This is a genomic window from Tabrizicola sp. M-4 (genome assembly GCF_051132405.1).
GTDB lineage: Bacteria > Pseudomonadota > Alphaproteobacteria > Rhodobacterales > Rhodobacteraceae > Paragemmobacter.
Map to the genome: position 1 here is coordinate 491,994 of NZ_CP128606.1, position 19,121 is coordinate 511,114.

The following is a 19,121-nucleotide window of genomic DNA, read 5'->3' on the forward strand; positions in this document are numbered from 1 at the left end:
CTTGTCCCCTTGTGCCGTGTTCGGGCAGATAAGGAGGCAAAACACCTTTCCGCGGAGTCGCCCCATGAAGACCCATGTCAAAGCCCTTGTCGTCGGCGGTGGTGCCGTCGGGAACGGCATCGCCTATCACCTTGCCAAGGCCGGCTGGGACACGATGCTGGTGGAGCGGGACGAGTTGACCGCAGGTTCCACATGGCACGCGGCAGGGCTGCTGCCGTTGTTCAACATGAGCTATGCGACGACGCATATCCACAAATACAGCGTCGATTTCTACAAGGGGCTGGAGGCCGAGACGGGGCTGAACCCCGGTTTCTATGTCGTGGGCAACCTGCGCATGGCCCAGCGGCAGGAGCGGATGGATGAATACATGCTGTATTCGTCTGTTGCCGAGACGGCGGGCGTCTATCACGAATTCCTGACGCCGAAGGAGATCAAGGATCGCTGGCCGCTGGTGCGGACGGAGGATCTGGTGGGCGCGCTGTATCACCCGCAGGACGGCTATATCAATCCGGCGGATGTGACGCAGGCCATGGCCAAGGGCGCGCGGCAGTTAGGCGCGACGATCGAACGGAAGATCCAGGTCGATGGCTATCGCTGGACGGGCAGCGAGTGGATCGTGTCGGTCACGAAGATGGAGGATCGGGGCGGCAATCTGGTGCCGACCGAAGAGAAGTACGACATCCATGCAGAGCATGTGGTGACGGCCACTGGCAACCATGCGCAGCGGACGGCGCGGCTTTTGGGGATCAAGATCCCTGCCATTCCGGTGGAACATCAGTATATCGTCACCGAGCCGGACCCGGCGCTGGTGGAATGGCGCAAGACCAATCCGCAGCACCCGGTGCTGCGCGACGCGGACGCCAAATGGTATGTGCGCGAGGAACGGGGCGGCTGGATCCTCGGCCCCTATGAGCGGAATGCCCCGGCGCGGTTCCTCTATGACGTGCCGCAGTCTTTCCGGGCGGATCTTTTCCCGCTGGATCTGGAGCGGATCGAGGCGGAATACATGTCGATGATCCATCGCATTCCGTCATCGGAAACCGTGGGCCTGAAGGACGATTATAACGGTCCGATCTGCTATACGCCCGATGGCAACCCGCTGGTCGGCCCGGTGCCGGGGCTGCGGAACATGTGGATCGCGGAAGGCTTCAGCTTTGGTATCACCGCGGCGGGCGGGACGGGGTATTACCTTGCGCAGATGATGACGCAGGGCGAGGCCGAGATCGACATGGCGAGCCTCGACCCCAAGCGCTACGGCAACTGGATGACCACCGAATATGCCGCGCGCAAGAACGAGGAATGCTATGAGCATGTCTTCATCCTGCATCACCCGGATGAAGAGCGCGAGGCTTGCCGCCCGCTGCGCACCGCGCCCAACTATGACGCCCAGATCGCCATGGGCGCGCAGATGGGGCAGGTGAACGGCTGGGAACGACCGAACTATTATGGTCCCAAGGATGCACCCGCGACGTTCGACCATGACGGGCGGTCCTTCCGGCGCGGGACGTGGTGGCCCCATGCCGAGGCGGAGGCGAACGCCATTCGCACGACGGCGGGCATTATCGACGCCACGGCCTTCACCAAGCATCTGTTGCGCGGGCCGGGGGCGACCGGGTTCCTTGACTGGTTCACCTGCAACAAGCTGCCAAATGTGGGGCGGATCAACCTGACCTATGCGCTGACCGATCACGGCACGACGCGGACGGAATACACCATCGTCCGGTTGAAGGAGAATGAGTACTACCTCATCTCGGCGGGCGCATGGACGGCCTATGACGCCGATTTCCTGATCAAGTCGGCCGAGGATTGGATGGCGCAGGGCGGTGGATATTTCGATATCCATGACATCACCACGCAATGGGGTGTCTTTGCGCTGGCGGGACCGAACAGCCGCGCCATCCTGAAGGAGATCGTCAAGGACGCCGATCCCGAGACGGTATTGGGCAACAAGCGGTTCCCGTGGCTGAGCTACCGGGATATCGAGCTGGGGATGTGCCCGGTGCGGGCAGTGCGTGTGGCCTATACGGGCGAGTTGGGTTGGGAGTTGCATCATCCGGTGGAGATGGGCCGCTATCTGTGGAACCTGATCTGGTCGGTGGGAGAGAAGCACGGGTTGAAACCCGTTGGCGCACGGGCGCAGAACTGGCTGCGGCAGGAAAAATCCTATCGCGCTTTCGGCAACGAGCTTGGCCGTGATGCGACCCCTCTTGAGGCCGCGCTGGACCGATTCGTGGACCTGTCCAAGGAGTTCCGGGGCAAGGCGAAGATGCTTGAGACGGGCATCCGTTCGAAATGCGTGACACTGCTGATCGACGGGCCGTCGGATGCCGATCCGTGGGGCAAGGAGGCGCTGCTTCTGAACGGTGACAAGGTGGGTCGTCTGACATCGGGCGGCTGGTCTGTGGCCTTCGGCAAGCAGATTGGTATGGGATATGTTCGCCCCGACCTGGCGACACCGGGGACGAAACTGAAGGTCAAGATGCTGCGGCAGGAATGGGATGCCGTGGTGACGGAGGATAGCCCCTTCGACCCGAAGAACGAGCGTATCCGCGTGGACGGCTGATCCGCCGCATCAGGAAAACTGGCGAAAAGGGCATCGGACACAGGTCCGGTGCCCTTTTTGATTTACGTCAAGACTGTACCATACCTTTGACAGGTGGGGTTCATCCCTTCGCGGCCTCAGGGTGCCTAACGAATGCTGACATAGATCCGTTCTGAACAGCATCGGAATTATCATCCTGCAGTTATTGACGGCACGAAAGGGACGGAGCATGGCAGCAACGGCACAGAAGGGGAAGGGCGGTGCGCCCGATGAGTCCCTCCAGCAGTTGGCAGCAGGGATCGGCGTGTTGCACACGCTTGACCATCTGACGAACCCCGTGATGCTGGCGGATCCCGACATGATCGTTCGTTTCGTCAACGAGGCGGGATACCGGATGTTCGAGGCGATCGAGGAGGAGATCCGCCGCGACCTGCCGAATTTCACGGCACGCGATGTGGTGGGCAAGTCGATCGATTTCTTCCACCGCAATCCCTCTTACCAGCGCGGGTTAATGACGGACCTTGCCGAACCGCATGACGGCAAGTTCACCATCGGTGGGCGCAGGCTGGCCTTCCGTGCCATTCCGCATCGCGATGCGACGGGGCATCTGGTTGGCATGCTGGTGGAATGGCAGGACCGCACTGTCTTTGCCGAGAACGAGGCGCAGGTGAACAACCTCGTCGCGACGCTGCGTCAGATGGCCAAGGCGCATCAGGACGGGTTCATCCACGAATACATCGATCCGGCAGGGTTCACGCCGGAATTCGCAGAGGTGGTGGAGAACGTCAATCAGATGGTGCGCGACCATATCGCGACCAAGCGCAAGATCATCACCTGCATCGAGGCTTTTGCCGAAGGCCGATTCGATTACCAGATCGAACGGTTCAGCGGTGACCGCGGGTTCATCAACGAGGCGATGGATGCCATTTCGGAAAGCTTCCGCCGCACGATCCGCGAGATTCAGAGCATGTCCGAGGATATCGTGCAGGGTCGGCTTGACCGCGAGATCCGGCCTCAGGAATTTCCGGGAGAGTTCCGGCTGGTGGCGGAGGCCTTCCAGCAGGCCTATGACGGTTTGAACGCGACCTTCCACCAGATCGGGGATCAGGTGCGTCAGGTGTCGTCGACGGTGGATGAAATTGCCAGCAGCGCCCATACGCTGGCCGACAATGCGCAAGTGGCAAGCACCTCCGTGGACGAGATTTCCGCCTCGGCGGAAGAGACGGATGCGCAGGTGCGCGCCAATGCCAACTCGGCCAATCTGGCCAGCCATCGTGCGAGCAGCGCCTCTTCGGCCACGAAGGAAGGGCAGGAGAAGGTGATCGGCATGGTGCAGGCGATGGAGGCGATCCGGTCGTCTTCGGACGATATCGCCAAGATCATCAAGGTCATCGACGAGATCGCCTTCCAGACCAACCTGCTTGCACTGAACGCTGCGGTGGAGGCGGCGCGGGCCGGGCAGTATGGCCGCGGTTTCGCCGTAGTGGCGCAGGAAGTGCGGAACCTTGCCGGGCGGTCGGCGCGGGCGGCGCGCGAGAGTGGCGATCTGATCGAAGATGCATCGCAGCGTGTGGCGACGGGCGTTTCCATCGCCGACGAGACACGGCGCGCCTTCGACCGCATCTCGCATGACATCGCCGAGGTGGAAACTTTGGTCGGCAGCATCGCGAGTTCGGGGGATGAACAGTCGCGCGCCGTTGCCCAGATCACCACGGCCATCGGCGAAGTGGCGAATGCGGCGACACAGACCAGCAATCAAGCAGAGCAGCTTGCCTCCGGGGCGGCGGAGTTGCAGACCTCGTCCGAGGCGATGCGGGCGGCCATCGGACGGTTCAGGTTGAAGGCCTCGGCTGCGCCTGTGGGCGGGTTGAACCTGAGCGGGCTGCCGTCGGACCTGATGGACAAGATCGGGTCGATGCTGGCAGGCCGTGGGGTGTCCCTGCCGGAGTTCGAGAAACGCCGCGCGTGATGGTGAACTGGGCGGGGCGGCCTAGGGCTGGCGATGTGCCGCAAGCCAGGCCGCCCAATCGGCCTCGGACCCATCGAAGACGTTGATGTCCACCTCGCCCGCGATTCCGGGGATCAGCCCGGTCGATGTATATTGCCAGAAACTCCAGTGGCGGCCGCCATAGACCTCGTCGGGATGGGCTGCGACGGAGCGCAGCCAGAACGGATAGGGGCCGACGCGCCACATCTGGTTGTCGCGGTAGAAATCCACGGTCGAATAGATGATCGGGCGCTGACCGTAATACCCCTCGACGATGTCGAGGAAGATCTTCGCTTCGGATCGGATCACATTGGGCGCGCGGCGGATGGTGCAGGTGGGCGAGAAGGGCGTCCATTCCATATCCAGCACCGGCGGCAGTGCCCCGGGAGTGCGGGGCACGTTGCGGATGAAGAAGGCCGCCTGTTCCGCCGCGGGGCGGCAGTGGTAGAAAAAGTGGTAGGCCCCGCGCGGGACGCCTGCGCGGCCTGCGCCGCGCCAGTGGTCGCGGAACATGGGATCTATCAGATCGCCGCCTTCGGTCGCCTTGATGAAAGCGAAGTTGACCCCGTTCGCGCGGGCGGTGCCCCAGTCGATAGATTGCTGAAAACGGGCGACGTCGATGCCGTGGACGGGATGGCGTTCCGGGCCGTTGCCGCCGAAGCTTACGGGTTTGGCATCGCTGAAGTTCGGCGGGACGACCTGTGCGACGGGCAGGCTGACGCTGCGCATCCCGGTTGTGGATACGGTGGGCGGGCCACCGCAGGCGACAAGGGCCGTGAGGGACAGAAGGGCGAGGGCGCGCAGGATCATGGAAGGATGCTGACCCATCCGCGCCGCCCTGTCACCCGGATTTCCGGGCCACTCTGCGACGATCCGCCTATTCGGCGGCTATGGCAGGGGCCGCCAATTCATCCCAGCAGGCCAGCGCATGGGCGGCATACATCAATGCAGGGCCGCCGCCCATCTGGATGGACATGGAGAGAACATCCCCCAACTCCTCGCGCGTGGCACCGGATTTCATCAGGGCCTCGACATGGAAGTTGATGCAGGGTTCGCAGCGCTGGCTGATGGCGATGGCCAGCGCGATGTATTCTTTTTCCTTGAAGGAAAGGGGGCCGTTCTCCTTCACCGCCTTGGACAGGGTGCCGAAACCCGCGGCGGTTTCGGGGATCAGCTTGTTCATCACACGGATTTCGCCGCGCATGTCTGCGATCTTTGCCTTGTAGCTCATCTTTCGGTCCTTTCGATCTTGATGACCGATAGGCCCGGACGGGCAGGCTTGCCTTGACTTGCGTCAAATCAAATTCAGACTGTGGAATGTTTATCCGAAACGGGCGGGATCCAGGGCGCGGGTGAGAGCGGCAGACAGGCCGGTCGGCCGCCCGCCAATCAGATCGGCGGCAAGGCGGCTTGCGGCGGGGCAGGTCTGGAAACCGTATCCGCCCTGACCCGCCAGCCAGAAGAAGGAGGGATCGCGCAGGTCGCGCCCGATCACCAGCACCCGGTCAGGCGCAAAGGTGCGAAGCCCAGCCCAGTTGGAGATCAGCCGCGTGACCGGTTCGGTGACCATCTCTTCATAGCGGGCAAGGCCCTCGGCCAGCACCATGTCATCTGCCCAGGCGTCATGCGGGGCTTGCGGGTCTTCCTCTGCGGGAGAGACGATCAGGGCGCCCGCGTCGGGTTTGGCATACCATGTCTCGCCCGCACCAAAGACCATGGGCCAGCGCGAGATGTCGTGATCCCCCGGAGCGGGGATGCGTGCCATGGAGCGGCGGTTGGGCGTAAAGCCGAGGGGGCGGATGGCCGCCTTGGTGGCCACCTCATCCACCCATGCGCCTGCGGCATTGATCAGCAGGCGGCCGGTGAATTCGCCCGCCCCTGTGGTGACGGTCCAGCCCTCGCCGCCCTTGGCGATGGCGGTGACGCGGGCATTGGTGACGACCTGCGCGCCGCGCGACTTTGCCTCGCGCGCGAAACCCTGCAGAAGAAGATCGGTGTCGATGTCCCATGCATGGTCTGCATAGGCCGTCATCGCGACGGTATCGGGGTTCAGGATGGGGACGATGGCGCGCGCTTCGTCCAGCGTGCAGCGCGTCATTTGCATGTCGCGCATCTCGGTTTCGAAATCGTCCCTCTGATCAGCTTTGGCCACGATCATAAGGCCGCGTGGGGAAAGGATATTCTCGGTCGCGCGGAAGTGGTCTTCCGAGGCGAGGGAGAGTTCCACCACGGCAGGCGCGCCATAGCGCGGTTCATACAGCGCCGCGGAACGGCCTGATGCGTGATGCGCCAGAGCGGCCTCTGCCTCCAGCACGGTGACGGAGCCGAGTTCGGAAAGGCGGGCCGCTGCCGAGATGCCTGCGATCCCGCCGCCGATGATGAGGAAATCGGTCATGACTCTTCCAGTCGGTCGGTGGCCGGGGGCGGTGCAGGGTAAAGCGCCGAAAGGCGTGTGCGCAGGTCCGGCGTCAGGGGGAAATGCATGGCAGCCAGCGAGGGAGCAAGCTGTTCCGCGTCGCGGGCCGAGATCAGCGGGATCACGGGCGTGATGGGGCAGGACATGACCCATGCCACCGCAAGGGTGGCGGGATGGGTGCCTGCTTCGGTGGCAATGCCGGCAAGGCCCGCGGCGGCGCGGTGCATCGGTTCGGGCGCGTAGCGGGCGGCATAGCGGCTGTCTTCGGCAAGGCGGCCCGCGCCGCCTGTGGCGTATTTCCCGGTAAGGAGGCCTCCCCCAAGTGGGGAATAGGCATGCACGGCGATCTGCTGGTCGGCGCACATGGGCAGGATTTCCACCTCGGCCTGTCGTTTCACGAGGTTGTACATCGGCTGGATAACGTCCACCCGGCTGCCGAAACGGGCAAGGATGGCCTGCGCCTTCATCACCTGCCATGCAGCGAAGTTCGAAAGGCCGATGCGGGCTATGCGACCGGCAAGTTGCCATTCGACGAAGAGGGAGAGCGTCTCTTCCAGAGGGGTCGCCGGATCGAAACGGTGCAGGTAGAGGAGATCCACCCCGTCGGTGCCAAGGCGGTGCAGGCTTTCGTCGAACTGCCGGGTCAGGTTGGCGCGGCCTGCGCCGCCGTCGTAGCCCACCTTGGTGGCGATACTAATCCCGGGGTCGCCTTTGGCGAACTGGCCAAGCAGGCGTTCGGATTGACCGTCGGTATAGCCGTTCGCCGTGTCGAAATGGGTGATCCCCGCCGCACGGCAGGCGTCATACAGCGCGCGTGAGGCGGCAGCATCGGCGCGGCCACCGAATTGCATGCAGCCGAAGGCAAGTGGTGAGAGGGGCGTGGTCATGGGCCGGAACCTGCCATGCCGCGCGGCGGAAGAAAAGCGGGAGGCCGCCGCTTTCGCGGCGGCCAACGACAATCGCGGCGGGGTCAGCCCTGCTGGGTTTCCTTGAGCTTGTCGATCCCCAGGGTCTTGAGCGCCAGAGTCTCATAGAAGGGTTCCGACACGCCCTTGCGCAGTTTCCGTATGAAGTACTTCTCGAACCCGATCTTGGCCATATGGACCCATTTGCCCGACGAGGACCAGTTCACGTTGCGCGGCGGAATCTGGGGCTGGGCCACGAAGGCCACGCCCCCGTCGCCGAAATCGGCAAGACAGACGGCGTTCCAAGTGCCCACCCGGTCGGGTTCCTTGCCGCGCACGATGTTGCCGATGTTGTGGGCGGTCGCCGTCACCATGGATTCGATCATGAAGCCGGTCTTGGGCACGCCCACGGGAATCGGAGTGGGACCCATCGGCGGGATCGCGACGCAGACGCCGACGGCGAAGATGTTGGGATACTTCGGGTTCTGCTGGTGCTTGTCCACAATGGTGAAGCCGCGGGGGTTCGACAGGCCCTCGATTCCGGACACGGGCTTGATGCCGCGGAAGGCGGGCAGCATCATGGAAAAGGCGAAGGGGAGTTCCCTTTCACCCTTCGAGGTTCCGTCATCGGCGATCTCTTCCACGGTCATCTTTCCCGCCTCGACCTTTTTGACCTTGGTCGAGGTCATCCACTTGATGTGCTTTGCGCGCATCTCGGATTCCAGAAGGCCCTTGGTGTCGCCCACCCCGTCAAGGCCCAGATGGCCGATATAGGGTTCCGAGGTGACGAAGGTCATGGGCACCCGGTCGCGGACCTTGGCGCGCCGCAGCGCTGTTTCAAGGATGAAGAGGAATTCATAGGCCGGCCCAAAGCAGGAGGCGCCTTGCGCCGCGCCGATGATGACGGGGCCGGGGTTCTTTACCAGTTCGTCGAAGACGAGTTTCGCCTGTTCAGCATGGTCGATATGGCAGACCGATTGCGTATGGCCGCCATGCGGACCGAAGCCCTCGATCTCGTCGAAGGCAAGTTCAGGGCCGGTGGCGATGACGAGGTAGTCGTAAGAAACGGATTGCCCGTTCACGAGAGCGATGCGGTTTTCCTCCGGGTGCAGTTTCTCGGCGGCGACGGGGATGAAGTCGATGCCCTTCTTCTTCATCGTCGGTTCCAGATCGACGGTAATTTCTTCGCGGTCGCGCCAGCCCACGGCGATCCACGGGTTGGAGGGGACGAAGTGATACTTCGGGTCCTTGGTCACCACGGTGACCCTGTCCTCCTTTCGGAGTTGGTCCCGCAACTCATAGGCCATGATGGCCCCGCCAAGGCCCGCCCCCAAGACTACGACATGCGCCATCCCAAATTCCTCCCATGGAAAAGAACATGGGAAATTATACATTCAAGGCGGCGAATTTGTTTGATCTGAATCATGGCTGCGACGATTCCGCCCATGCCACATGAAAAAGGCCCGCCGAAGCGGACCTTTGAGGGTGCTGGCGTCATGCCGGATCAGGACGGGATTTCGCCCGTGATGCCTTCGACATAGAACATCATGCCCAGCAGGTCGCCATCCGGCGCGACTGCGCCTTCGGCCAGCCATGCGCTGCCGTCCTGCTTGTTGATCGGACCGGTGAAGGGGTGGTAGGTGCCCGCCGCGATGGCATCGCGCATCGCTTCGGCCTCGGCCTTCACATCGGCGGGAACGGCATCGGTGATTTCGCCAATCTCCACTTCGCCGCCTGCGATGCCTTCCCATGCGTCGATCTGCGCATAGGTGCCATCCAGCAGCTGGCCCACACGCTTCACATAGTAGGGTGCCCAGTTGTCGATGATGGAGGACACGCGCGGGGTCGGCTTGTAGTCAGCCATGTCGGAGGCCTGACCGAAACCGATGACGGCGCCATTGGTCTTGGCCGCTTCGGCCAGCGGCGCGGTCGAGTCGGTGTGCGACGCGATCACATCCACGTCCTGATCAATGAGCGCCTTGGCCGCATCGGCCTCTTTTGCCGGGTCGAACCAGGTGAAGGCCCAGACGATGGAAAGCTCGACGTTCGGGTTCACCTTCTTGGCGTGCAGGTAGTAGCTGTTGATCCCCATGATGACTTCGGGGATCGGGAAGGACGCGATGTAGCCGATCTTGTTCGACTTGGTCATCTTGCCCGCGATGTGGCCCTGCACCGCGCGGCCTTCGTAGAAGCGCGCGTTGTAGGTGGAGACGTTGGCGTGGTCGCGCTTGTAGCCGGTCGCATGTTCGAACTTGATGTCCGGGAACTTGGCGGCGACTGCGTTGGTCGGGTCCATGAAGCCGAACGACGTCGTGAAGATAATGTTGCAGCCCGAAAGCGCCATCTGGGTCAGCACGCGTTCGGCATCCGCGCCTTCCGGGACGTTTTCCTGCCACACGATCTCGACCTTGTCGCCATAGGCTTCCTGCACCGCCAGCGCGCCTTCGTGATGCTGGAAGGTCCAGCCGCCGTCACCGATGGGGCCGACATAGACGAACCCTGCTTTGACCTTCTCGAGGCCCTGCGCAAGGGCCATCTTCCCCCCCATCATCGAGGCGAGGCCAAGTGCGGCGCCGCCCTTCAGGATCGTTCTTCTCTTCATTTCTTGCTCCCGGTTGGGGGTCGGCAGCCGACCCCGGTTTCGTCTGTGCCTCAGCGCGAGGCGTGGAAGTTCTGGCCCAGCGCGGCGGGCGCGTTCAGCGCCGCCTTGCCCTTGCCAGAAGACATGATGACCAGCACGAGGATGGTTATCAGATACGGACTCATCGACAAGTATTCGACAGGGATTCGCGCCCCGGCCGCCTGCAGATTAAGCTGTAGCACAGTGATGCCGCCAAAAAGATAGGCGCCAAGCAGGACGCGCCACGGTTTCCAGCTTGCGAAGACGACGATGGCAAGGGCGATCCAGCCCGCGCCTGCGGTGATGCCGTCGGTCCATTGCGGCACGCGGATCAGGCTGATGTAGGCCCCGCCGAGGCCCGCCATCGCGCCGCCGAACAGGATGGCCAGAACGCGGATGCGCGTGACCTTGTAGCCGAGTGCGTGGGCGGCATCATGGCTTTCGCCCACGGCGCGCAGGATCAGGCCCGTTCGGGTGTATTTCAGCACCGCCCAGACGGCCGCGATGACGAGGATGGAGACGTAGACCATCCAGTCATGGCTGAAGAGGACCTCGCCAAGGAAGGGGATGTCGGTCAGCGGACCCATCGGCACCTCGCCCGTGGCAGGCGGCTTGATACCGACATAGCCCTGCCCGATCATGGACGACAGGCCCAGCCCGAAGAGGGTGAGTGCAAGGCCCGTGGCCACCTGATTGGCAAGGAAGACTTGCGTCAGCACCGCGAAGACGAGCGAGAGGGCCGCCGCCCCCAGCGCCCCGCCAACGAAGCCTAGGACGGGGCTGCCCGTGCCCACGGCGGTGGCAAAGCCGCAGATCGCCCCCATGATCATCATCCCCTCGACCCCGAGGTTCAGGACGCCCGCTTTTTCCACCACCAATTCGCCGATCGCCGCAAGGATGATCGGAACCGAGGCCACCATGAGCGAGGCGATAAGGATCGCCGGATTGATGCTGGCGAGATCCATCATGCCACCTCTTTCTTCGTGCCGATGCGAATGCGGTAATTGGTCAGCAGGTCCACGGCCAGCAGGAAGAACAGGAGCATCCCCTGAAAGGCCTGAATCGCGGCGGAGGGCAGCGACAGCATGAAGCTGGCCAGTTCGCCGCCGATATAGGTGAGCGCCATGAGAAGCCCTGCCAGCAGGATTCCGATGGGGTTCAGGCGGCCAAGGAATGCCACGATGATGGCGGTGAAGCCGTAGCCTACGTTGAAGTCGATGCTGATCTGGCCCGAGGGGCCCGCAACTTCGAACAGCCCGGCCATGCCCGCCAGCGCACCCGAAAGGCCCATGCAGAGGATCACGAGGCGGCTGGGGCTGACACCCGCGAAACGGGCGGCCTTGGGGGCCTGACCCGCCAGCTTGATATGATAGCCGAGGATGTGGCGTTGCAGCAGGACATAGGCCGCGATCACCACCATGAAGGCGGCGATGACCCCCCAATGCATCCCGGTGCCGGGGATGAGTTCGGGGTTGGCCATGGCAGGAATCTGGCTGAGGTTCCGGCTCCCGGGGAAGCCGCCCCCTTCGGGATTGCGCAGCAGGCCGATGGACATCGAGGCGAGGATATTCTGCGCAACGTAGACCAGAAGCAGCGAGACGAGGATTTCATTGGTGTTGAACCGCGTCTTGAGGATGGCCGGGATCATCGCCCAGAGCCAGCCGCCGAAGATGCCCGCGACGACCATCACCGGGAAGATGAGTCGCGATTCCACCGGATAGAGCGCAAGGCCCACACCCGCGCCGAAGATGGCACCCATGATGTACTGCCCCTCGGCCCCGATGTTCCAGATGCCCGCCTTGAACCCAAGCGACAGCCCGACGGCTATCAGGATCAGCGGTCCGGCCTTTACCAGAAGCTGTGGGCGGGAATAGGCAGCGAACTGTTCGTTGAAGAGCGGGTCCCAGAAGATGGTGCGGATCGCCTCGACAGGGTTCTTGCCCAGAAGGGCGAACATGATCCCACCCGCAATCATGGTCAGGATTACGGCGAGGACGGGTGTGGCCCATTGCCAGAAGGCGCTGGGCGAGGGGCGTTTTTCCAGCCGGATCATGCGCGGCACTCCATGGGCGAAGGGGACCGATTTCCTGCGAAGGAAGTTGCGAAAGTCTTCGAGAACCGGTCGCACTCACACCGCATGATGCGCCACCTCCATCCCGTGGGCGCCGCCCATCATCAGGCCGATCTCGTCGATTGTCAGCCCTTCGACGGGGCGGGGCTTCGTCAGCTGCCCTTCGTTCAGCGCGGCGAAGTTGTCGGCGATTTCCAAGAGTTCGTCGAGGTCCTGACTGATGACCACGACTGCGGCTCCGGCGGCTGCGCGGTCAAGGATTGCCTGCCGGATCGCGGCGGCGGCGGCGGCATCGACGCCCCATGTGGGCTGGTTGATGACGATCACGCCGGGAGATTGCGAAAGCTCGCGCCCCACGACGAATTTCTGCAGGTTGCCACCGGAAAGCGCGCGGGCGGCGACATGGGTGCCGGGGGTGCGGACATCGAAATCCTTGACGATCCCTTCGGCGAAGATGTTCGCCGCCGCCCAGTCGATGAAACCGCCCTTGACCAGCCCCTTGCGGACTGCGCCCGACAGAAGTGCATTCTCAACAAGTGTCATGTCGGGCGCGGCGGCATGGCCTAGCCGTTCTTCCGGCGCGGAAACGAGGCCAGCCTCGCGGCGGGCGTTGGGGCCTGCGGCCCCCATCGGCTGCCCGTCGATCCGGATCGCCTGTGGTGATGCGCGAAGTTCGCCGGAGAGGGCGAGCAGCAACTCGTCCTGCCCATTGCCCGCGACGCCCGCGATGCCAAGCACCTCTCCCTTCGCGACACGGAAGGAAATGTCCTTGAGGCTGGTTCCGAAGGGGATGGGTGAGGCGACGGAAAGCCCCGTCACCTCCAGAGCGGTGGCCCCTTTGGGCTGTGCCGCGCGGGCGGGTGGCGTGAGGGTGGCGCCGACCATCAGTTCCGCCATCTCCCGCGCAGAGCGTTCGCGCGGTGTGCAGGTGGCCACGACCTTGCCGCGGCGCAGGATCGTCGCCTCGTCGCAGAGCGCGCGGATCTCTTCCAGCTTGTGGCTGATATAGAGGATCGCTGTGCCTTCGGCGGAAAGCTGGCGGAGGGTCTTGAAGAGGATTTCCACCTCCTGCGGGGTCAGGACGGAGGTGGGTTCGTCCATGATCAGGAGTTTCGGATCCTGCAGGAGGCAGCGGATGATCTCTACCCGTTGCCGTTCACCGGCGGAGAGGTCGCCCACCATGCGGGTCGGATCGAGGGGGAGGCCGTATTCCTCGGACACGGCGCGGATGCGGGTGGCGAGTTCGCGCATCGGGGGCGGGTTTTCCATGCCAAGCGCCACGTTTTCGGCGACGTTCAGCGCCTCGAACAGGCTGAAATGCTGGAAGACCATGGCGACGCCGGTGGTGCGGGCGGCGCGGGGTTCGGCGGGCTGGTAGGGTTGGCCGCGAAAGCGCATCGTGCCGCTGTCGGGTTTCACGAGGCCGTAGATCATCTTGACCAGCGTGGATTTGCCCGCGCCGTTCTCGCCCAGAAGCGCGTGGACCTCGCCCTCGGCAATGGAAAAGGACACGTCGCTATTGGCGACGACGCCCGGATAGGCCTTGGTCACGCCCTGCACGGCTAGCAGTTCCGGCCTTGGGGTGGTGGGTGTCCCTGTCATCCCGCGTTCTCCTGTCGTGACGCGTCTTGGTGTTTCCTGCGAAGGAAGTCGGTGGCGACGCCCAGCGCGATGGCCTGTGGATGCTTGCCAAGGGCGGGGTCGCCAATGGGGCAATCGATGCGGGCGATGGCAGTGGGGGCATGGCCCAAGGCGGCAAGTCGTAACCGGAAGCGCGCCCATTTCGTCGCCGATCCGATCAGCCCGCAGGTGGAGAAGCCATGGGTCAACAACCCGTGGCACAGATCGAGGTCGAGGGCATGCGAGAAGGTGACGATCAGGTGTTCGGCATCCTTCGGCGCATGGGCTATCGCGAGGGTGGGGTCGGCTGCGACCAGTCTGGTTGCGTTCGGCGGCAGGTCGGCGGGGAAGCGGTCCTCGGCAATATCTACCCATGTGATCGCGACGCCCGGCAGCGGGGCCATGACGGAGGCCAGCGCGCGCCCAACATGGCCCGCGCCCCAGATCCAGAGATGCCGGTCGGGGCGGGCCACGGGCTCCACCATCCAGCCTTGCAGCAGGACGGGGCGGGGAAGGATGCCTTCGCCGCGCGCGCGGGCAAGCAGGCGCTTCACCGCGAGGGGGATGGGACGGCCATCGACGGGGCGGGCGATCACGCCCGAGTCGGAGGCGGGGAGGCTGTCGAGGGTGAAGACCTCGGTCAGCAGGGTGACGGCGCCGCCGCAGCATTGGCCGAGTTTGGGGCCCAAGGCTTCGCGGGTGAGGAGGGGGCGGGTTTCGGCAAGGTGGGCGCGGGCGCGGGTCGTGGCCTCATGTTCCAGCGCGCCGCCGCCAATGGTGCCGGACTGGCCGGTGGCCCAGACCAGCATGGATGCTCCGACCTCGCGCGGGCTGGAGCCGTCATGCCCGGCGATCAGCACACGGGCGGTGGGACCGTGGGCGGCGACGGTGGCGGCGAGGGTGGCGAGGTCAAACATCCAGCGCCTCCGGTGCAAGGCGATTTCTGCACACAGAAATCGTGACGAAATCTGTGTGCAGATTTCGGTGCGGAATTTGTGTCAAATTCCGTTGTGGCGGGGCGAAGCTGTCACGCATTGCCGCGAACCCGCTTTACGGCGGCCAGCACCCGCTCTGCCGTCGCAGGGGCGTCGAGGGCCGGGTAGGTGGATCCATCGCCACAGGCGGCCACGGCATCGGACAGAGCCATGAGCGCCGAGATGCCCAACATGAAGGGCGGTTCCCCTACGGCCTTGGACTTGCCCACCGTATCCTCGCGGTTGGGCTTTCCCCAGAGGGCGACGTTGAAGATGCGGGGACGATCCGAACAGGAGGGGATCTTGTAGGTGCTGGGGGCGTGGGTGGTGAGTCGCCCCTTCGCGTCCCAGACCAGTTCTTCGGTCGTGAGCCAGCCCGCGCCCTGCACATAGGCCCCTTCCACCTGGCCGATATCCAGCGCCGGGTTCAGGCTGGTGCCGGTATCATGCAGGAGGTCCGCGCGGAGGATGCGGTTCTCGCCCGTCAGGGTGTCGATGACCACTTCTGTCACCGCAGCGCCATAGGCGAAGTAGAGGAAGGGGCGGCCGGTGCCGCGCATCCTGTCCCAGACGATCTTGGGGGTGGCGTAGAAGCCGGTGGAGGAAAGCGAGACGCGGGCCTGATAGGCCCAGTTGGCGACGCGGGCGAAGTCATAGGCCTCGCCAGCGACATGGACGAGGCCGTCCGCGAAGCGGACTTTGGCGGGTGTTGTCTGGTGCTTTTCGGCGAGGAAGGCGGCAAGGCGGGCGCGGATGGTTTCCGCCGCAGCCTTGGCGGCCATACCGTTCAGGTCTGATCCGGAGGAGGCGGCGGTGGCCGAGGTGTTGGGCACCTTGCCCGTGTCGGTGGCGGTGATCTTCACCGTCCCGGCATCCACGCCAAAGACCCCCGCCACGACCTGCGCGACCTTCTGGAACAGACCCTGACCCATTTCCGTCCCGCCATGGTTCAACTGGATGGAACCGTCCTGATAGACATGGACCAGCGCGCCGGCTTGGTTGAGATGGGTCAGCGTGAAGGAAATGCCGAATTTCACGGGCGTCAGCGCGATGCCCCGCTTCAGGATCGGGGAGGCGGCGTTCCATGCCGCGATCTGGGCCCGGCGCTTGTGGTAATCGCTGGTCCGTTCCAGTTCGGCGACGAGGTCATGGCCTATGAAATCCTCGACGGCCATGTGGTAGGGGGTGGTCTGCACCGGACCTGCCACCTCGGCCGGGCGGTAGAAATTGGCGCGGCGCACCTCCAGCGGGTCAAGCCCAAGGGTGTGGGCGATATGGTCCATCACCCGTTCCACCCCCACCATTCCCTGCGGGCCTCCGAAACCGCGGAAGGCGGTCGCACTTTGGGTATGGGTCTTCAGGCGGTGGCTTTCGATGCGGATGTCGGGCAGGTGATAGCAATTGTCGGCGTGCAGCATCGCCCGGTCGGCCACGGGGAGCGACAGGTCCTGCGCCCAGCCGCAACGGAAGAGATGGGTGAATTCCAGCCCCGTCACGCGGCCCTGATCATCGAAGCCCGCGCGGTAGAGGATGCGCAGATCGTGGCGCTTGCCCGTGATCATCATGTCGTCGTCGCGGTCATAGCGCATCTTGCAGGGCCGCCCGGTGCGGGTGGCCACCACGGCGCAAGCGATGGCCAGCGCGTTGCCCTGGCTTTCCTTGCCGCCAAAGCCGCCGCCCATGCGGCGCACCTCGACGCGCACGCTGCTCATGGGCAGGTGGAGGGCATGGGCGACCTTGTGCTGGATCTCGGTCGGGTGCTGGGTGGAGGAGAGGATGGTGACATCGCCCCCTTCCTGCGGCAGGCAGGCGGCGACCTGTCCTTCGAGGTAGAAATGTTCCTGCCCGCCCACCTCGAATGTGCCTTCGAGGGTATGGGGCGCCTTGGCGATGGCGGCGGCGGGGTCGCCCTTTGTCCAGATCACCGGGCCCTGTTCGAAGCGGCTGTTGGCGGCGAGGGCGTCATCCACCGTGAGGAGGGCGGGCAGTTCGCGGTATGAGACCTTGGCGAGGCGCGCGGCGCGGCGGGCGGCGAGGTGGCTTTCGGCGGCGACGAGGAAGAGCGGTTGGCCGAGGTAATGCACCATGCCCGTGGCAAGGAGCGGCTCGTCATGGACCGAGGGGCTGCAATCGGGCATCTCGGCAAAGTCTTCGGGCGACAGGACAGCCACCACGCCGGGGGCAGCGCGGACGGCGGACATGTCCATCGCCGTCACCTCGCCATGGGCGATGGTGGAGAGGCCGAAGGCCAGATGCAGTGCATCCGCGGGCAGGGGGATGTCGTCGATATAGCGCGCCTGTCCGGTGACATGGAGTGGCGCGGCATCATGGGGAAGAGATTTGCCCATGGTCATGGCGCGACCTCCAGCACCGAGACGGGGGTTCCGTTCAGATCGTGGTAATAGCGGCGCAGCATGTTCGTCGCGGACTCGAGCCGGTAGGCGGCGCTGGCGCGCATGTCGGAGAGTGGCGTGAAATCCTGTGCGAAGGCGGGGAGGGCCTTTGCGATGGTGGCTTCAGTCCATGGCTGGCCGATCAGCGCCCATTCGACATGGGCCGCGCGTTTCGGGATGCCTGCCATGCCGCCAAAGGCGATGCGGGCCGCCGTGATGCAGTCGCTTTCGATGGTCAGGTTGAAGCAGCCGCAGACGGCGGAGATGTCCTGATCGAAGCGTTTGGACAGCTTGTAGCAGCGCAGGGCGGGGGCGTGTTCCGGGAAGCTGATGCCGGCCACGAATTCGCCGGGGCGGCGGTCCTGCTTGCGGTAGTCGAGGAAGAAATCCTCGAGCGGAAGGGAGCGCATCTCGTCGCCCTGCCGCAGGTGGAGCGTGGCACCGAGCGCGATGAGGGCGGGCGGGCCGTCGCCGATGGGGGAGCCGTTGGCGATGTTGCCGCCGATGGTGGCGGCATTGCGGACCTGTTCGCTGGCATAGCGGCGGAGGAGTTCCGCGAAGGAGGGCAGGCGGTCATGGACCGCTGCGCGCAGGGAGGCGATGGTGACGCCCGCCCCGACATGGAGAAGGCCGCCCTGCCGTTCGATCTGCTGCAGATCGGTGACGCCGTTCAGGAAGGCAACGGGGGCGAGGTCGCGGAGTTGCTTCGTGACCCAGAGTCCCACATCGGTGGCCCCGGCGATGAGGGTGGCGTCGGGATGGGCGAGATACCAGTCTGCGAGGTCGTCCGAGTTCGTCGGGCGGAAGGCCGGGGGGACGTCCGTCCCCCCGGACCCCCCTTGCGCGTCAGGCAGAGCGCGCGCGGGGGCGGCACCGTCGGACTTGGGTATTTGGGCCAAGATGAAGCTGCGGTCGTGTTCCATCCAGTCGGGGACGGGCGCGGTGGCGGCGGCTTCGGCGGCGCGAATGATGGGGGCGTAGCCGGTGCAGCGGCAGAGGTTGCCTGCGAGGATGTCGTCGTGATCCTTCCGCCCGTTCATCTGGGCCACGGCCATGGAGACGACGAAGCCGGGGGTGCAGAAGCCGCATTGTGACCCGTGATGGGTGATCATCGCCTCTTGCACGGGGTGCATTTCGCCCTTGGGGCCCGATAGCCCCTCGACGGTGCGGACGGCCTTGCCGTGGAGTTGCGGCAGGAAGAGGATGCAGGCGTTGAGCGCGCGGCTGCCGGTGGCATCAGTGACCATGACCGTGCAGGCGCCGCAATCGCCTTCGTTGCAGCCTTCCTTTGTGCCAGAGAGCCCGCGCCTGTCGCGCAGCCAATCGAGGAGCGTACGCGTGGGGGTGTCACCCTCGACGCGGACAGGCGTTCCATTCAGGAGAAACGCGATCCCTGTCATCGTTCAACCCGCCGCCTTCTCCCCGTTCGAGGCGTCTTGCGTGGCCGCCCGATGCGGCGTAAAGCGGGCCACGCGCCCCATGCCCCCCGTTTGCCGGTTCGGGCGTTTTCCCTTCCTAGCAGTGAAACGCGGGGCTCTGCCACATGGCAAGTGGAACCTTTCCGAAATCCCGCGAAGCAGTTTCATCTTTTGC

The 19,121-nt window shown here is 64.5% G+C and carries 14 protein-coding genes; 2 read left to right on the forward strand and 12 right to left on the reverse strand.

Annotated features, from left to right (window positions below):
* Positions 1-64: 64 nt before the first annotated feature.
* Together TabM4_RS02495 and TabM4_RS02500 are read left to right on the forward strand one after the other, a co-directional pair.
* Positions 65-2,563, forward strand: a complete 2,499-nt coding sequence (locus tag TabM4_RS02495; protein WP_434617945.1) for a GcvT family protein — start codon at positions 65-67, stop codon at positions 2,561-2,563.
* A 208-nt stretch (positions 2,564-2,771) separates the two neighbouring features.
* Positions 2,772-4,511, forward strand: a complete 1,740-nt coding sequence (locus TabM4_RS02500) for a methyl-accepting chemotaxis protein (RefSeq protein WP_434617948.1) — start codon at positions 2,772-2,774, stop codon at positions 4,509-4,511.
* 21 nt (positions 4,512-4,532) lie between these two features.
* Here the strand turns inward: TabM4_RS02500 and TabM4_RS02505 are convergent, their stop codons facing one another.
* The 12 genes from TabM4_RS02505 to xdhA all read right to left on the reverse strand — a co-directional run bounded on the left by TabM4_RS02505 (position 4,533) and on the right by xdhA (position 18,928).
* Positions 4,533-5,339 carry a glycoside hydrolase family 25 protein gene (locus TabM4_RS02505; RefSeq protein WP_434621894.1) on the reverse strand — a complete coding sequence of 269 codons (807 nt, stop codon included), beginning with the start codon at positions 5,337-5,339 and terminating at the stop codon, positions 4,533-4,535.
* Between the two features lie 67 nt (positions 5,340-5,406).
* Positions 5,407-5,760, reverse strand: coding sequence for a carboxymuconolactone decarboxylase family protein (locus TabM4_RS02510; RefSeq protein WP_434617950.1), 354 nt, complete (start codon positions 5,758-5,760; stop codon positions 5,407-5,409).
* 90 nt (positions 5,761-5,850) lie between these two features.
* The gene (locus tag TabM4_RS02515) at positions 5,851-6,924 is read right to left on the reverse strand and encodes an NAD(P)/FAD-dependent oxidoreductase (protein WP_434617953.1); all 1,074 of its coding nucleotides are present in this window, start codon (positions 6,922-6,924) and stop codon (positions 5,851-5,853) included.
* A complete protein-coding gene (locus TabM4_RS02520; protein ID WP_434617956.1) occupies positions 6,921-7,832 on the reverse strand; it encodes an aldo/keto reductase in 912 nt (303 codons plus the stop codon). Before TabM4_RS02520 ends, TabM4_RS02515 begins: the two co-directional genes overlap by 4 nt.
* 83 nt (positions 7,833-7,915) lie before the next feature.
* A complete protein-coding gene (locus TabM4_RS02525) occupies positions 7,916-9,202 on the reverse strand; it encodes an NAD(P)/FAD-dependent oxidoreductase (protein WP_434617958.1) in 1,287 nt (428 codons plus the stop codon).
* A 152-nt stretch (positions 9,203-9,354) separates the two neighbouring features.
* Complete coding sequence (locus tag TabM4_RS02530; RefSeq protein WP_434617961.1) at positions 9,355-10,452, reverse strand: BMP family ABC transporter substrate-binding protein; 1,098 nt, start codon at positions 10,450-10,452, stop codon at positions 9,355-9,357.
* A 50-nt stretch (positions 10,453-10,502) separates the two neighbouring features.
* The gene (locus tag TabM4_RS02535) at positions 10,503-11,435 is read right to left on the reverse strand and encodes an ABC transporter permease (RefSeq protein WP_434621896.1); all 933 of its coding nucleotides are present in this window, start codon (positions 11,433-11,435) and stop codon (positions 10,503-10,505) included.
* Positions 11,435-12,523, reverse strand: a complete 1,089-nt coding sequence (locus TabM4_RS02540; protein ID WP_434617965.1) for an ABC transporter permease — start codon at positions 12,521-12,523, stop codon at positions 11,435-11,437. The genes TabM4_RS02535 and TabM4_RS02540 overlap by 1 nt, the downstream gene beginning before the upstream one ends.
* A gap of 75 nt (positions 12,524-12,598) precedes the next feature.
* Positions 12,599-14,143 carry an ABC transporter ATP-binding protein gene (locus TabM4_RS02545; protein ID WP_434617968.1) on the reverse strand — a complete coding sequence of 515 codons (1,545 nt, stop codon included), beginning with the start codon at positions 14,141-14,143 and terminating at the stop codon, positions 12,599-12,601.
* The gene (gene xdhC, locus TabM4_RS02550; protein ID WP_434617971.1) at positions 14,140-15,078 is read right to left on the reverse strand and encodes a xanthine dehydrogenase accessory protein XdhC; all 939 of its coding nucleotides are present in this window, start codon (positions 15,076-15,078) and stop codon (positions 14,140-14,142) included. Before xdhC ends, TabM4_RS02545 begins: the two co-directional genes overlap by 4 nt.
* 110 nt (positions 15,079-15,188) lie before the next feature.
* Positions 15,189-17,489, reverse strand: coding sequence for a xanthine dehydrogenase molybdopterin binding subunit (xdhB, locus tag TabM4_RS02555; RefSeq protein WP_434617973.1), 2,301 nt, complete (start codon positions 17,487-17,489; stop codon positions 15,189-15,191).
* Positions 17,486-18,928, reverse strand: a complete 1,443-nt coding sequence (xdhA, locus tag TabM4_RS02560; protein ID WP_434617975.1) for a xanthine dehydrogenase small subunit — start codon at positions 18,926-18,928, stop codon at positions 17,486-17,488. The genes xdhB and xdhA overlap by 4 nt, the downstream gene beginning before the upstream one ends.
* Positions 18,929-19,121 lie beyond the last annotated feature (193 nt).

Excerpts from the sequence above, each read along its gene's own strand:
- TabM4_RS02525 (WP_434617958.1), bottom strand. The coding sequence starts at position 9,202 with ATGGCGCATGTCGTAGTCTTGGGGGCGGGCCTTGGCGGGGCCATCATG.
- xdhA (WP_434617975.1), bottom strand. The coding sequence starts at position 18,928 with ATGACAGGGATCGCGTTTCTCCTGAATGGAACGCCTGTCCGCGTCGAG.
- TabM4_RS02500 (WP_434617948.1), top strand. The coding sequence starts at position 2,772 with ATGGCAGCAACGGCACAGAAGGGGAAGGGCGGTGCGCCCGATGAGTCC.
- TabM4_RS02505 (WP_434621894.1), bottom strand. The coding sequence starts at position 5,339 with ATGATCCTGCGCGCCCTCGCCCTTCTGTCCCTCACGGCCCTTGTCGCC.
- xdhB (WP_434617973.1), bottom strand. The coding sequence starts at position 17,489 with ATGACCATGGGCAAATCTCTTCCCCATGATGCCGCGCCACTCCATGTC.
- xdhC (WP_434617971.1), bottom strand. The coding sequence starts at position 15,078 with ATGTTTGACCTCGCCACCCTCGCCGCCACCGTCGCCGCCCACGGTCCC.
- TabM4_RS02535 (WP_434621896.1), bottom strand. The coding sequence starts at position 11,435 with ATGGATCTCGCCAGCATCAATCCGGCGATCCTTATCGCCTCGCTCATG.
- TabM4_RS02540 (WP_434617965.1), bottom strand. The coding sequence starts at position 12,523 with ATGATCCGGCTGGAAAAACGCCCCTCGCCCAGCGCCTTCTGGCAATGG.
- TabM4_RS02515 (WP_434617953.1), bottom strand. The coding sequence starts at position 6,924 with ATGACCGATTTCCTCATCATCGGCGGCGGGATCGCAGGCATCTCGGCA.
- TabM4_RS02510 (WP_434617950.1), bottom strand. The coding sequence starts at position 5,760 with ATGAGCTACAAGGCAAAGATCGCAGACATGCGCGGCGAAATCCGTGTG.
- TabM4_RS02545 (WP_434617968.1), bottom strand. The coding sequence starts at position 14,143 with ATGACAGGGACACCCACCACCCCAAGGCCGGAACTGCTAGCCGTGCAG.
- TabM4_RS02530 (WP_434617961.1), bottom strand. The coding sequence starts at position 10,452 with ATGAAGAGAAGAACGATCCTGAAGGGCGGCGCCGCACTTGGCCTCGCC.
- TabM4_RS02495 (WP_434617945.1), top strand. The coding sequence starts at position 65 with ATGAAGACCCATGTCAAAGCCCTTGTCGTCGGCGGTGGTGCCGTCGGG.
- TabM4_RS02520 (WP_434617956.1), bottom strand. The coding sequence starts at position 7,832 with ATGACCACGCCCCTCTCACCACTTGCCTTCGGCTGCATGCAATTCGGT.